The following is a 14,127-nucleotide window of genomic DNA, read 5'->3' on the forward strand; positions in this document are numbered from 1 at the left end:
TTAAGTGAAAACAGCTCTTTCGCAAAATATCATCTCTCTTATTATGATATTGTCTGTAGCAATTGTCGATATGGCAACTGACCTATACTCAGTTGCACTACCAAGCATTGCCAATTATTTTAAAGTAGAAGGCAGTGTAGTGCAGCTTATAATTAGCTTGAATCTAGTTGGATTTGCAGTATCTGGATTAATTTATGGTCCATTATCGGACCATTATGGTAGGCGTCCAATGATGCTGATTGGTATGACAATTTTTACTTTAGCAAGTATCATGTGTTATATAGCCGACAGTATTGCGCTCTTGATACTAATTCGCTTCATACAAGGAGCAGGGGCAGGTGTTGCAGGTGTTGTTGGGTATGCAGCAATAAGGGATATGTACTCGGGTAGTGAATACTCGAGAGTAATTTCAAAGTTAAATATGGTAGTGGCACTCTCACCTGGAATAGCTCCAGTGGTGGGCGGTTATATAATTTCACATGGGTATAGTTGGAAATTTTTGTTTTTTATTATATCACTTGCGGCAATTGCTATGCTTATTTTTATTTACTTTAAGTTACAAGAAACACTCATTGTGAATAAAAATGAAACCAGTATAACTAACATAACTACTAATATCTTCAAGCAATACATATCAATATTTAGAAATTATCGTTTCCTTGGGTTTTCAGCCATTCATGGATTAACTTTCATGTGGCTTTGGGCATATGTTGCTAACTACCCGTTCATATTTGAATCAATGGGCATTGAAGTACAGTATTTTGGCTACCTCATATCGATCATAGTCATATTTTACATAATTGGAACTTTAATTAATAGAAGGTATGTACCAAAAGTAGGGGTTAGCAAAATGCTAATAATAGGTTTGGTGTTACCGATAATATCCGATAGTTTATTGGTATATTTTTATTTCGCGGACAAGTTAAATATATTAATTCTTCAAGTTGCCTGGATTCCAGCCAATATTGGGCTTGCATTAGTAATCAGCAATAACGTAACTTCTGCTTTAGAAACGATCAAAGGTATAGGGCTTGGTAGTGCAGTCCTCTCATTCTGCAATATGATGTTTGGGGCTATTGGAATATATATAGTAGGAAAATTTTTTCGCTATGGCATTTTACCAAATTTACTATTAACAATAATATGCTCTACAATTGCAATTCTTATGTACAGCCTGCTCAAATATACTGAAAAACATGGGCATTATTTGCGTGATCCAGGAACATAAAGGTCATAGATTATTAACGGCTTTGCCGTGATAATATAATTTTACAGGAGGTGTGGGATGAGTGATGTAAATGAAGATATAGTAACAGATAATTTTGGAAATACTCCTTTACATTGGTCTGCTCTAAATGGCGAAAAAGATGTAGTAAAAGCCCTATTGGATAAAGGGGCAAATGTTAATGCAAAAAATAATAGTGGATGTACTCCTTTACATTGGGCTGCTGAATATGGCAAAAAAGATGTAGTAAAAGCCCTATTGGATGAAGGGGCAAATGTTAATGCAAAAGATAATTCTGGAAAAACTCCTTTACATGAGGCTGCTCTAACTGGCAAAAAAGATGTAGTAAAAGCCCTATTGGATAAAGGGGCAAATGTTAATGCACAAAATGATGAAGGAAAGACTCCTTCCAATTTAGCCACTGATGAAGGAATACAAGATCTATTGCAAAGCGTAAAAAAGGCCAATGATAAACTGCTTAAGGCTGCTGAAAACGGTAATATTGATGATGTAAAAAATCTGTTGGGTAAAGAAGGAAAAGCACAGGTTAATGCAACAGATGATTCTGAAAATACTCCTTTACATTTGGCTGTTGAAAAGAATGACAAAGAGGTAGTAGAAGCCCTACTGAAAGTAAATGGGATCAATGTTAATGCACAAAATAAGGGTGGATGGACTCCTTTACATTTTGCTGCTGGAAATGGCGAAAAAGATGTAGTAAAAGCCCTATTGGATAAAGGGGCAAATGTTAATGCACAAAATGATAAAGAAGAGACTCCTTTACATTTTGCTGCTCGAAATAACAACAAAGAGGTAGTAGACGCTCTAATAAAAGCAGGAGCAAATATTAATGTAAAAGATAAAGATGAAAAAACTCCTTTCGATTTAACTACTAACGAAGAAATAAAAACTCTATTTCAAAAAGCCGCAGAAAGCCCTGATGCTGGTTTAATTGATGAGCCATCGACGGATAGTAAAGGGGTTCAAGAAGAAGATGCTGGTACAGAAAAGAAAGAAAAGCAAGAAGGTGATGCTAAATCAGAATCAGACATTGCAGAAAAAGGAACTGGTGTAAGCAACGGTAGTCAACCTACAGGACCTACACAAAATAATGGAGGATAACCCACCACCAGTGCAGGACAAGGAACTGGTGTAAGCAACGGTAGTCAACCTACAGGACCTACACAAAATAATGGAGGACAACCCGCCACCAGTGCAGAAAAAGGAACTGATGTAGCAACCGGAAGTGCACAGCCTATTGCTCCCATAGAACCTGCACAAACAGAAGAACAGCCGAGCTCTTTTTTTGGTAGTTTGTTTAGTATACTTATGAAGCCTTTTTCATTAATTGCATCATTTTTTGGTGGGGTTTTTTCATGGTTGTTTGGGTCTGATGAGCCAATACAATCATCATCTGAATCTGACCAACCAGTTGTGTTAGAACCACCGAATAGTTCAGGAGACCATGACATAATATAGCTAAAGGTTTACTAGATTCCAGCGTCACGCGCTGGAATGACATGGTGGGATGCATCCAAGTAGCTGACACTGGTTTCCATCCAAGAGGGCAGTGCCCAGGCACTGGTTCCTTTATGACGGTGTCATCCCAGTACCTTCTCCTGTCATCCCAGTGCGTGACACTGGGATCTCATTTTACTTTATGATGATGTCATGAAAGTAGCTGACATTGGGATCCAGAAGACTTAATTTCAACCAAATAATAAAGGCTAGATCCCAGTACCTTCTCCTGTCATCCCAGTGCGTGACACTGGGATCTCATTTTACTTTATGATGATGTCATGAAAGTAGCTGGCACTGGAATGACAGCAGTCCTACGTCATACCGCCGCGGTATCTCTTAGCATAGATCCCGCTAACAAGTAGCGGGATGACGGTTGTCGGTGAACCTAAGTTACTTTAGCTACAAACGTTAAGAAATTTACCAAACGAAAAAAAAGGCAAAAGAAGCCCTAGTCATTGTCTACTTTCAGTATTGGCGTTTTTTAAGTCTTAAACACTGCAATTTAGCTGCTTTTAAATGCAACTCACCTTTGTTTAAATGTTTAAGAAATTTACTAAGCAGAAAAAAAGGCAAAGAAATCCCGTGTTAGCTAGTTGTCACTCTCTAATCCTGCAAATTGGCGTACTATACTGTCTTAAACGACTTATAAGCGCGTTTCAGCTTGTGTAGGTAAAAACCTAGAAATGTTGTGAAGACATAAGGTGCACATAGTGCAAAAAATTAAAAATAAGACGCCAACTACGTTGTTTTCTTGCTGTTTAATCTGCACAGATGAAGATAACTGAATACCTTCAGTTTCATGATAAAGGGGCTGGCAGAGTTTGTCAAGTGGTTTCTATTGAATATATACAGTGGAATGATAAAATTCACACACACATTTTACTACGTGATCAGCGCTGATATTAAAATGCTCATAAAGTGTTTTATAAGGTGCTGATTCTCCAAAGCTTTTCATGCCAATAAATATACCGTTTGAACCTATATATTTATGCCAACCCATTTCACTTCCAGCTTCAATTGCAACTTTGATGCTGTCATTATTTAATATTGCCGCTTTATATTCATCACTTTGCTCATCAAAAAGTCTCCAGCATGGCATAGAAACAACCCTTGTACCTATACCCTTTTCCTGCAATTTCTCCCTTGCTTCAACTGCAATTTCAACCTCGGACCCCGTAGCAAATATTGTCACTTTTAATTCTTTTGAACATTCACACAAAACATATGCACCAAACTTCGATAGATTAGCAGATTGATCGATATCAAAATAGAATTTGCGCATGTAACTTACGTTTTGCCTTGAGAGCGCAAACAGTGCAGGTGATTCTTTTTTTTCGAGTGCAATGCTAACACACTCTAGAGTTTCAACTGCATCGGCTGGCCTAAAAACATATAGATTTGGTATAGCACGAAGAGAGGCTAAATGCTCTATTGGTTGGTGAGTTGGGCCATCTTCTCCCACTCCAATTGAGTCATGAGTCATCACATAGATAACCTGCTGTTTCATCAAAGCTGAAAGACGTATAGCAGGACGACAGTAGTCGGAAAATACCAAAAAAGTGCCACCATAAGGAAGAATCGCGCCGTGAAGTGCCATACCATTCATACATGCTGCCATAGCGTGTTCTCTCACTCCATAGTGGACATAAGAACCACTATAATTATTACTATCTATTACCTGCATGTGCTTATATTTAGTGCAATTTGACCCAGTAAGATCAGCAGAACCGCCGATTAATTCCGGCATATGTTGTGTTAAAAGTTCCATTACCATGCCGAAAGAAGAACGTGTAGCTTCGTTTGGCATTGTCTCGTGTATTTGTTTCTTCAAGTTAGCCAAAACATTATCGATATTGTCTGGTAGACGTTTATCTAGCCGTCTTTGAAGTTCTTTATTTTCACTGGATTCCAGTGTCAAGCACTGGAATGACACCGAATTGCTGTTATCTGGCAGACGCTCATCTAGTCGCCTTTGAAGTTCTGCATGATATCCTGTCATCCCAGCATTCTCTTCTGTCATCCCAGTGCTTGACACTGGGATCCATTCTTTTTCTTCTTCACTGGTCACATGCTGGAATGACAATGAATTGTAATTTTGCCTTGCTCTCTCAACAGTTTTCTTCCAGGCGTTTTTCACATCTTCTGGCACATGGAATGGCTCGTAATTCCAGTTTAATTTCTCTCTCATCTGTTTGATGTCTTCCTCCGAAAAAGCACCACTGTGAGAAGAGGATGTGCCAGCACGGCTTGAAAATTTTCCGATAATAGTTTTGCAGCAGATCATTGTAGGTTTATCAGACTTTTTTGCTTGCTCTATTGCAAGGGATATGGCATCAAAATCATGGCCATCAATTTTGTCAACATTCCATCCATACGCTAAGAAGCGTTTCTCTACATCATCAGAGCAGGAAAGGCAAGTAGCGCCATCTATAGAGATATCATTATCATCAAAAAGGGCTATTAATTTATTCAATTTAAGATGCCCAGCAAGTGATGCTGCTTCATGGCTTATTCCTTCCATAAGACAGCCATCCCCTAGCATTACGTAAGTGTAGTGATTGATTCTGAATTGCTTTTTAAGGATTGATTCAGCAAGTGCCATGCCAACAGCAGCGGCAAACCCCTGACCGAGCGGGCCTGTTGTTGCCTCTACCCCGGAAGTCAAGCCAAACTCTGGATGACCTGGGGTCTTGGATCCCATTTGCCTAAAGTTTTTTAGCTCATCTATGCTAGTATAACCTGTCAAATATAATATTGAGTATAGTAACATTGACCCATGACCGTTTGATAAAACAAAGCGATCTCTATTGAACCATTTAGAATCATCAGGATTATGATTCAGATATTTAGCAAACAAAACAGTTGCAACATCTGCCATGCCAAGTGGCATACCTGGGTGTCCAGAGTTTGCTTTTTGTACTGCATCAATTGATAAAAAACGGATGGCGTTTGCCATAGATTCCAAATGTGAATGATTCATGTGTTAATAGAAAAACTTAAAAATGAAGTATAAAAGATTATATCAGCAAAAACAAGTTGACACTGAATGCTAAAATCCTTAATAATCTAAAGTTAAATCGTGAGAGTTTTTATATGACAACTGTTATCACTAGAAAGTATAGGATTAGCCGTAGACTTGGTGTAAATTTATGGGGTAGAGCTAAAGACCCAGTAAACAAAAGGAAATACCCTCCAGGTCAACATGGTATTCTTGGATTCAAGAAGTTATCCGACTTTGGTAAGCAGTTTGCTGCGCATAAGAAATTTAAGTTTTACTATGCGATTTCAAGTAAGCAGCTCAGACGTACATTTTTAGATGCTTATAACAGAAGGGGTTATACGGCTGATAATTTTATCGGTATTTTAGAATCAAGGCTCAGTTCTGTTTTATACCACTCTGGTCTTGTGCCAACAATTTATGCAGCGAAGCAGCTCATATCTCATAAGCACGTTACAGTTAATGATAAGGTGGTCAACATATCGAGTTATCGAGTGAAACCAGGTGATATAATAAAAATAAGAGAAAGGGCAGCAAAAATCCCTGTAGTAGTAGAGGCTGAACAAAAACAAGAGCGCAAGGCTCCGGATTATTTAGAGACAGATAGTAAAGAGCATTCAGTGAAGTATTTGAGGTCACCTCAATATTCTGAGGTTCCTTATTCAGCAGACATGGAAGTCAATTTAGTAGTAGAGTTTTACTCTAGATAGATAAAAAAAAGCCCGTGTGGCGGAATCGGTAGACGCAGCGGACTTAAAATCCGTGGGTTTTGCGACCTTGGGAGTTCAAGTCTCCCCATGGGCACCAATTTAACTTAGCAGATAAATACAAAAAAGTATGAAATGGCTTGATATAGAAGATATTGTAGAAGCTCTAGAGGAAAAATTTCCAGATGAGAATATAATTAATATCAGATTCACTGAGCTTAAAAAAAAGGTCTTGAGTTTAGAGGAATTTGATGATGATGAAAAACGCTGTAACGAGAAAATACTCGAAGCCATTCAAGCAGCTTGGATTGAGGAAAGATCTTAACAAATAAGAAATAACTATCGCTATTAAAAGTTAGCGCGTGACGCTGGAATCCAGAAAAAAAGAAAAATGGATCCCAGTATCAAGTACTGGGATGACAACAAAAAAGAAGGAGTCTAAAATTCGGACACCGTATATCATTCATTTTAGACAATACTGTACTTTTTAAATCTAATTTAAAATTCACTCAGGTTAATAATAATTTAACTAATTACAATTAAAACAGCTAGAAGGTTAATTATGAGGCAAAGATGGCAGCACAAAAATTTTTGGATGGAACGTGATTACGACTTGCCTGACAAGTGCTACGTTGAGATAAATTTTACATAAAAATACTGCTTTTTACGGTGTGAGGCTAGAGGTTTGTAAAGTAGTTAGAAGGTTGTCATCCCAGTGTTAGCTACTTGGATTTGGCACTGAGGAAATCCAATGTAGTAGTAAACCTTACTTATTTAGTTATACTAGAAACAAAACAGAAAAATGCTCAAACGTAGCGGTCCAAAAAAATTAAAGTCTATAATTGAAAATTACGCATTAAAATGCATGAAAAATAAGATTAGCAAAAATGAAATACGTCTGATTTTAAACTGGCGAAATATAGTAGGGAAAGAAATAGCAGAGTGTACAAAACCGAAAAAGATCTCATATGCACAGAATGTAAATTCTGGTGTATTGCATCTAGTAGTAACAAATGGCAGTAAAGCATTAGAAATTCAGCATATGATTTCTCTTATAATAGAAAAAATTACGATATTTTTTGGCTACAAAGCAGTATATGGTATAAAAATTAAGCAAGAGAGTATTGACTATTTGACTATATAAGGTAATCTAAGTACATAGAATAATTTGGTATATTGAAGTGAGTAGAGTTTGTGAATTAACAAATAGAAAAAAATCTTTTGGTAATAAGGTATCACATTCGAATCGTAAAACAAAGCGTACCTTTCTTTTAAATTTACATAAGGTTACGTTGACAAGTGATATATTGAATAAAAAGTTTAGATTTCGTGTGGCAACAAGAACTTTGAGAACTATAGATTACAAAGGTGATTTAGATGCTTTTTTGCTCAACACAAGAACGATTAAACTAAGTGAAAAAGCGCAGAAGATAAAAAGAAGGTTGAAAAAAGTTTTAGTAAAGCAAGAGGTAGAGTTAGCCGTTTCAGATGCATAGCAAACCTCAATGGCTCAGAGCAAAAGCTCCGACCGGTGAAGTATTCAATGAAACTTTAAACATCGTTAAACTGCATAACTTACATACGGTATGTGAAGAAGCTGCATGTCCAAATATTGGTGAATGTTGGAATAAACGTCATGCTACTGTGATGATTCTTGGTTCTGTTTGTACTCGTGCTTGTGCATTTTGCAACGTTGCAACTGGCATTCCTGATAAACTAGGCCCTCATGAGCCAGAAAATTTAGCAAAAGCGATAAAAAAGTTAAACTTAAAACATGTTGTCATTACCTCTGTTGATCGTGATGATTTACCAGATGGTGGCGCAAATCAGTTTATACAGTGCATAGAAGAAATTAGAAAGATAACTTCAGAAACAACAATAGAGATTTTAACTCCTGATTTTTTAAATAAGAAAGGAGCATTTGAAGCAATTGCTGTTGCATCACCTGATGTCTATAACCACAATATTGAAACAGTGCCGAGATTGTATGCAAAAATAAGACCACGAGCTCGCTATTTTCATTCACTATATTTGTTGAAGATGGTAAAGCAGATTAATCCTAAAGTTTTCACAAAGTCAGGGCTTATGGTTGGTCTTGGAGAAACAAAAGAGGAAATACTTCAGGTTATGGACGATTTGCGCAGTGCTGAGGTTGATTTTATTACAATTGGTCAATATCTACAACCAACTCCAAAACATGCAAAACTTGATAGGTATGTTACCCCAGAGGAATTTGAGCATTATAAATACGTTGCTTACTCCAAAGGTTTCTTAGTGGTTGCATCAAGCCCACTAACTCGGTCATCATACCACGCTGAAGAAGATTTCAACAGGCTCAAGGCCTGTCGTTGACATTTGTGTTAATTCAAATTAATTTTTACTAATTATAAAGGAGTTGAGCGACTTTACGTAATGTCTACTATAAAAATCGAGAAGAAATCACAATTAGTTAAAGAGGTATTCGATTCCGTGGCAAGTCGCTACGACACCATGAATGATATAATGAGCCTCGGAATGCACAGATTATGGAAAGATAAGATGGTAAATAGTGTGCATTTTACAAAAAACTCTAAGATTTTAGATATTGCTGGAGGAACTGGAGATATAGCAATAAGAATAGTAAGAAAAGAGCCAAGTGCTAAGGTTACAGTATGTGACATAAATCAAAATATGCTAAGCAGAGGACGTGATAAAGCTATAAATTCAAACCAAATTAATTTTGATTGGGTATGTGCGAATGCAGAAAGTTTACCATTTGAAGACTCCGAATTTGATTATTGCACAATAGCTTTTGGCATTCGAAATGTTTCTGACCGCAAGAAGGCTTTAAATGAGGCGCACAGGGTATTAAAACCACATGGGAAATTTATCTGCTTAGAATTTGCCCCTATGCACTATCAAAATGAGATATTTACCAAACTTTATGACTTATATTCATTTAAAGTAATTCCTAAAATTGGCAGCATAGTTGCTAAAGACAGGAGTTCTTATGAATATTTAGTGAAGAGCATTAGAGAGTTTCCAACTCAGGCTGATTTTAAAATGGAAATTGAAGAGGTAGGCTTTAAGAATGTTGAGTTTCATAATATGAGCTATGGAATAGTGGCATTACACATTGGAACAAAATGAATATTAAATTCTGGTATAGAACGCTGGATTATTATCTCATCCTTCCAGTGTTTTTTTTGCTCACTATAAGCTTCATTCTTGTTTATTCAGCAAGCCCTGTAATTGCGCAGCGTCTTTCTTTACCACAAGATTATTTTATACGGCGCCATACAATTTATATAGTCCTGTCACTAATTACCCTGGTGACATTTTCTTTTCTCAACACAAGAACTATACTTAACCTCTCATTCGCAGGTTTCATTTTATTTACTATTTTAGTGGCAGTTGCGATAATACTTGGTATAGAGGTAAAAGGTGCGAAACGATGGTTACATATTGTCAAAATTTCAGTTCAACCATCTGAGTTCGTAAGGCCATTTTTTTCTGTTGTTATAGCTAGTATCTTAGCCAGCGGAATGAAGTTTAAAATGCACATATCAATCATAATATTTCTGTTAGTTTTTGTGTTGTTACTTTTGCAACCTGATTTCAGTATGTCCATGCTTTTAACATATTCTTTTATTGGTCAAATGTTTATTGCATGTATACCACTTTTATACTTTCTATGCATAATAGGAATGGCCACAACTGGAACTACAATAGCTTACTTATGCCTCCCACATATAAAGCAAAGGATTTACAATTTTGTCTTTTTTACGCAACGCGATAACTTTCAAGTCACAAAATCATTAGAAGCATTCAAAAGAGGTCAATTAACTGGAGTTGGACCTGGTGAAGGTAGCGTAAAAACCTCTCTTCCTGATTGTCATACAGATTTTGTGTTTTCTGTTTTAGCAGAAGAATTTGGTTTGATTACGTGCTTAGCCACATTGATGTTATTTGGCATCATTTCCGCCCGCTTGCTTTACGTTGCATATAGAGAAAATGAATTATTCAATCTATTGGTGATTCTTGGTATCTCAATTCAATTCATCACACAATTCATAATAAACACAGGGGTAACATTGAGTGTTTTTCCCACCACCGGCATAACCCTGCCACTACTTAGCTATGGTGGTTCTTCTCTTTTATCTTCGAGCATCGCACTTGGCATAATGCTGTCTTTCAGTAGAAATCAAGCTATCGCATTAAAGTTTCGTGAGCGTGTTATGCTTGTGGACTAGTGGTCACCCGCTCACAACTATTATTGGTATCCCTCCAAAATGGGTATCTGTTCAGATGAGTGGCAAGAGATATTATGAAATCTGAAAGAGTTATGCATAGCTGTACAAACATTCATTTTTGAAGACAGCGCCGGACAGATAAAACCTGTCAAACCAAAAAGAAACTTCCTAGCTGAGTGTATGGCAAATTTTATGTATAATTTTGTAGAGAAGAGCTTTTTGCAGTTATAGCCGAACTGTGCAATGGTGCCTTAAGTGCCCGTAGGACAGCGTGGCTTTGGAGGAACGGTCGAACCACTGATGGAGCCTTTTGGGCTACCTCGATTAGAAGAATGTATAACTCAATCGTCCCAAGCTTAAGCACTTCTCAATTATGGATTATTATATAATGGAGATTAAAAATGGCAAAGTTCAAAAGTAAATTAGAGATAACGAATCCTAATGCAGCAGGAATCGATGTTGGCTCGGCTGTACATTATGTATGTGTACCCGAAGGAAGCGATGAACAACGTATACAAAAATTTAGCTGCTTTACGGAAGATCTCTACAACATAGCAAAATGGTTGAAAAAATGTAAAGTTAATACAGTAGCCATGGAGTCAACAGGAGTGTACTGGATTCCTTTGTTTCAAGTACTTGAATCACACGGATTTGAAGTAAAACTGGTAAACGCAAAACATGTTAAAAATGTACCTGGGAGAAAATCAGATGTGCAAGATTGTCAATGGATTCAACAACTACACAGTTACGGGTTACTCCAAGGGTCATTTAGGCCAGATGATCAAATGTGTGTATTGCGTAGTTATGTTCGGCAACGTAAAAATTTAATTGAAAATGCTTCTACACATACTTTGCGTATGCAAAAAGCGCTAACACAAATGAATATTCAACTACATAAAGTTATAAGCGATACAACTGGTGTAACTGGAATGCAAATTATTAAAGCAATAATAGATGGTGAGAATAATCCTGAAAAATTGGCTGAACTAAGAGATGGACGAATAAAAAGTGATAAATCTGTTATTGCAAAAGCATTAGCAGGAAACTATAGAAAAGAACACCTATTTACATTAAAGCAAGAATTTGAGCTATATAATATTTATCAGGAAAAAGTAGCAGAATGTGACAGGAGCATTGAAGAATATTATAAAACATTTGAGACAAAGTCTGATGAGAGTAAAAAGTTAGGTGAAGAGAAAAATAAGCACAGAAAAAGTAAACCAAACTTTGCTTTGCATGAAGAATTATATCGAGTAACTGGTATAGATTTTACCAAAATTCCTGGATTGGATATACTAACTGTACAAACTATCATTTCGGAAGTTGGTATTAACTATAATAAATGGCGATCAGAAAAGCATTTTACTTCGTGGTTGGGGCTAAGCCCTGCTAATAAAATTACAGGGGAAAAAGTGTTTAGCACAAGAACACGTAAAGTCATTAATCGTGCCGCGAATGCATTTCGAATGGCTGCTCACTGTGTATCAAGAAGCAATAGCGGAATAGGTGCATATTGTAGAAGGTTAAAAAAACGACTAGGTGCACCAAAAGCGATTACTGCTACGGCAAGGAAATTAGCATGTATCTTTTATAGTATGTTGAAGTATGGACAAGAATATGTAGAAAGAGGAATAGATTATTATGAAACACGTTACAAAGAGAAAGTTGTAAAAAATTTAATCAAAAAGGCACAGGAATTCGGTTATATCTTAGTTCAACAGGAATAACTAATGGGAAGTTTCTTAGAAGCAAATGGTGTCATTCCAGTCTGGAATCCAGAAATTTTGCTTATAACTGAGCTGATGAGCTAAAGGTAGTTGTCTTACGCTAAAACAAACGTTTTTAATTAAGTTGCATAGAACCAGTGTCTGGGCACTGCCCACTGGTGGCCCAAACTACAACGTTCGTACAGTTGTGCGTGGCGCTAACACGTAGCGGGATGACAGCAGTCCTACGTCATACCGTCACGGTATCTCTAGATCCCGCTAACACGTAGCGGGATGAAGGTTGTCAGGGTGTCATCCAAGTAGCCTCTTTCTTGTCATCCCAGTGCCCAGACACTGGGATCCAGGAAACTTAATTGCAAGTAATGCATTGGGTTTGGTGAGTATGGGTTTTGCGTTATAGAATGAAGCACTTTTGGTGAATTTGTAAAGAAAACTGGATTCCAGACTAGAATGACACCTACAGACACTCCACTTGTTATTCTAACGCGTGACACTGGAATCTAGATAACAATTAGACCATATTGTCAAGCAATAGGATTACATAAAATACCCTGCATATATTTTCTGCTCATTTGGTGGGCCTTGTTCTTCTTTCACTTCTTCTACTTTAGTACTAGGTTTTAACATCATATATGTGATACCACCAACTGCTAGTGCTGCTGCTGCAATTGCAACCACTGCTGTTACTATAGGTATTAACTCAACTGCAACCGTTCCGGTTACAAAAAGTGCCACTGCTACAGCAGTGCCTAATACTGCGACTGCACCACCTGCAAAAACACCTTTTTTAATCGCTGATGTAGGTTGTTTTTTTCTGTTTCTTCCAGAAGAGGTGTTGTATCCTTATTATCATCCTTATCTTGCGGTAAATCGTTTTTTTCTTCGTTTAGTTTTTTTAGCTGTTTTTCTTCTTCTTCCAGAAGCTTCTTTATATCACCAGTTCTAGCTAAATCTCTTGGAGTTTTTCCAGAATTATTCTTTAATAAAAGATCTGCTCCTTTTTTTAATAGAACTTTTACTATATCTATATGACACTTGTAAGCAGCCAAATGTAAAGGAGTCCATCCATCTTGATCTTTTGCATTAACATCTGTTCCTTTTGCTATTAGAACTTTCACTGTGTCTACATGACCATTTCTAGCAGCCAAATGTAAAGGAGTGTATCCATCTATATCTTTTGCATTAACATCTGCTCTTTTTGCTATTAGAACTTTTACTGTATCTATATGACCATTTCTAGCAGCATTATGTAGAGGAGTACTTTTAAAATTATCTTCTGCATTAACATCTGCTCTTTTTGCTATTAGAACTTTTACTGTATCTATATGACCATTTCTAGCAGCATTATGTAGAGGAGTACTTTTAAAATTATCTTCTGCATTAACATTTGCTCCGTTTTGTATTAGAGCATTTACTACATCTGCATGACCATTTTTAGCAGCTGAATGCAATAACATAAATCGATCATATGCTATTAATGTATCATCTAATGTATCATCTTCAATTTCAAATAGGTAATCTACATCAAAACCAGCTTCTTCCCATTTCTTATATTCTTCTGGATATTTCTTTAATTCCTCTTTTATTTTGTCAATTACGTTGTCTTTACTTAAGCCTTCCTCCTTATCAACTGCGCTTAACATTCTTTTCCACTGCTCATAGTTCATTGTCATAATTTTACCCCTACTTCAATAATATTTTAATTATCATGTATTAT

Annotated in this window: 16 protein-coding genes and 1 tRNA gene; 13 read left to right on the forward strand and 4 right to left on the reverse strand. The window is 36.7% G+C overall.

The genetic code is table 11. The features are described 5' to 3' along the window. Positions 1 to 4: 4 nt before the first annotated feature. Both NMD99_RS00970 and NMD99_RS00975 read left to right on the forward strand, forming a co-directional pair. The gene (locus NMD99_RS00970; RefSeq protein ID WP_482134908.1) at positions 5 to 1,228 is read left to right on the forward strand and encodes a multidrug effflux MFS transporter; all 1,224 of its coding nucleotides are present in this window, start codon (positions 5 to 7) and stop codon (positions 1,226 to 1,228) included. A 57-nt stretch (positions 1,229 to 1,285) separates the two neighbouring features. Further along, positions 1,286 to 2,347 (forward strand): ankyrin repeat domain-containing protein, encoded by a 1,062-nt coding sequence (locus tag NMD99_RS00975; RefSeq protein ID WP_309166321.1) that lies wholly within the window; start codon positions 1,286 to 1,288, stop codon positions 2,345 to 2,347. 44 nt (positions 2,348 to 2,391) lie between these two features. Here the strand turns inward: NMD99_RS00975 and NMD99_RS00980 are convergent, their stop codons facing one another. Beyond that, entirely contained in the window at positions 2,392 to 2,697 is a 306-nt protein-coding gene (locus tag NMD99_RS00980) for a hypothetical protein (protein WP_309166324.1), read from the reverse strand. 51 nt (positions 2,698 to 2,748) lie between these two features. On the opposite strand from NMD99_RS00980, the gene NMD99_RS00985 reads away from it, so the two are divergent. Next, entirely contained in the window at positions 2,749 to 2,889 is a 141-nt protein-coding gene (locus NMD99_RS00985; RefSeq protein ID WP_309166327.1) for a hypothetical protein, read from the forward strand. Positions 2,890 to 3,581: 692 nt separating this feature from the next. Here NMD99_RS00985 and NMD99_RS00990 read toward each other — a convergent pair. Next, positions 3,582 to 5,726, reverse strand: a complete 2,145-nt coding sequence (locus NMD99_RS00990; RefSeq protein ID WP_309166330.1) for a transketolase family protein — start codon at positions 5,724 to 5,726, stop codon at positions 3,582 to 3,584. A gap of 113 nt (positions 5,727 to 5,839) precedes the next feature. On the opposite strand from NMD99_RS00990, the gene rpsD reads away from it, so the two are divergent. The 10 genes from rpsD (at position 5,840) to NMD99_RS01040 (ending at position 12,810) form a co-directional block, all read left to right on the forward strand. Then, a complete protein-coding gene (gene rpsD / locus NMD99_RS00995; protein ID WP_265016347.1) occupies positions 5,840 to 6,454 on the forward strand; it encodes a 30S ribosomal protein S4 in 615 nt (204 codons plus the stop codon). Between the two features lie 10 nt (positions 6,455 to 6,464). Continuing rightward, positions 6,465 to 6,551: transfer RNA gene (locus tag NMD99_RS01000), tRNA-Leu, on the forward strand. 30 nt (positions 6,552 to 6,581) lie between these two features. Then, positions 6,582 to 6,776: a Fe-S cluster assembly protein IscX gene (gene iscX, locus NMD99_RS01005; protein ID WP_253308941.1), complete on the forward strand. Its 195-nt coding sequence runs from the start codon at positions 6,582 to 6,584 to the stop codon at positions 6,774 to 6,776. Between the two features lie 477 nt (positions 6,777 to 7,253). After that, positions 7,254 to 7,595 carry a DciA family protein gene (locus tag NMD99_RS01010; protein ID WP_182182927.1) on the forward strand — a complete coding sequence of 114 codons (342 nt, stop codon included), beginning with the start codon at positions 7,254 to 7,256 and terminating at the stop codon, positions 7,593 to 7,595. 37 nt (positions 7,596 to 7,632) lie between these two features. Continuing rightward, positions 7,633 to 7,947 (forward strand): 50S ribosomal protein L28, encoded by a 315-nt coding sequence (gene rpmB, locus NMD99_RS01015; RefSeq protein WP_006279619.1) that lies wholly within the window; start codon positions 7,633 to 7,635, stop codon positions 7,945 to 7,947. After that, the gene (gene lipA, locus NMD99_RS01020; RefSeq protein WP_309166360.1) at positions 7,940 to 8,803 is read left to right on the forward strand and encodes a lipoyl synthase; all 864 of its coding nucleotides are present in this window, start codon (positions 7,940 to 7,942) and stop codon (positions 8,801 to 8,803) included. The genes rpmB and lipA overlap by 8 nt, the downstream gene beginning before the upstream one ends. 60 nt (positions 8,804 to 8,863) lie before the next feature. Then, the gene (ubiE, locus tag NMD99_RS01025; protein ID WP_253308943.1) at positions 8,864 to 9,580 is read left to right on the forward strand and encodes a bifunctional demethylmenaquinone methyltransferase/2-methoxy-6-polyprenyl-1,4-benzoquinol methylase UbiE; all 717 of its coding nucleotides are present in this window, start codon (positions 8,864 to 8,866) and stop codon (positions 9,578 to 9,580) included. Continuing rightward, entirely contained in the window at positions 9,577 to 10,683 is a 1,107-nt protein-coding gene (locus NMD99_RS01030; RefSeq protein ID WP_253308944.1) for an FtsW/RodA/SpoVE family cell cycle protein, read from the forward strand. Before ubiE ends, NMD99_RS01030 begins: the two co-directional genes overlap by 4 nt. 401 nt (positions 10,684 to 11,084) lie before the next feature. Further along, positions 11,085 to 12,410, forward strand: a complete 1,326-nt coding sequence (locus NMD99_RS01035) for an IS110 family RNA-guided transposase (RefSeq protein WP_309165749.1) — start codon at positions 11,085 to 11,087, stop codon at positions 12,408 to 12,410. A gap of 280 nt (positions 12,411 to 12,690) precedes the next feature. After that, the gene (locus tag NMD99_RS01040; RefSeq protein ID WP_264688089.1) at positions 12,691 to 12,810 is read left to right on the forward strand and encodes a WPE palindromic element domain-containing protein; all 120 of its coding nucleotides are present in this window, start codon (positions 12,691 to 12,693) and stop codon (positions 12,808 to 12,810) included. 137 nt (positions 12,811 to 12,947) lie between these two features. Here NMD99_RS01040 and NMD99_RS01045 read toward each other — a convergent pair whose 3' ends face one another. Together NMD99_RS01045 and NMD99_RS01050 are read right to left on the reverse strand one after the other, a co-directional pair. After that, positions 12,948 to 13,145, reverse strand: coding sequence for a hypothetical protein (locus tag NMD99_RS01045; RefSeq protein WP_265017634.1), 198 nt, complete (start codon positions 13,143 to 13,145; stop codon positions 12,948 to 12,950). A 14-nt stretch (positions 13,146 to 13,159) separates the two neighbouring features. Continuing rightward, the gene (locus tag NMD99_RS01050) at positions 13,160 to 14,083 is read right to left on the reverse strand and encodes an ankyrin repeat domain-containing protein (RefSeq protein WP_309166364.1); all 924 of its coding nucleotides are present in this window, start codon (positions 14,081 to 14,083) and stop codon (positions 13,160 to 13,162) included. Positions 14,084 to 14,127: the final 44 nt, after the last annotated feature.

The organism is Wolbachia endosymbiont of Listronotus oregonensis, from assembly GCF_031205055.1.
Lineage (GTDB): Bacteria > Pseudomonadota > Alphaproteobacteria > Rickettsiales > Anaplasmataceae > Wolbachia.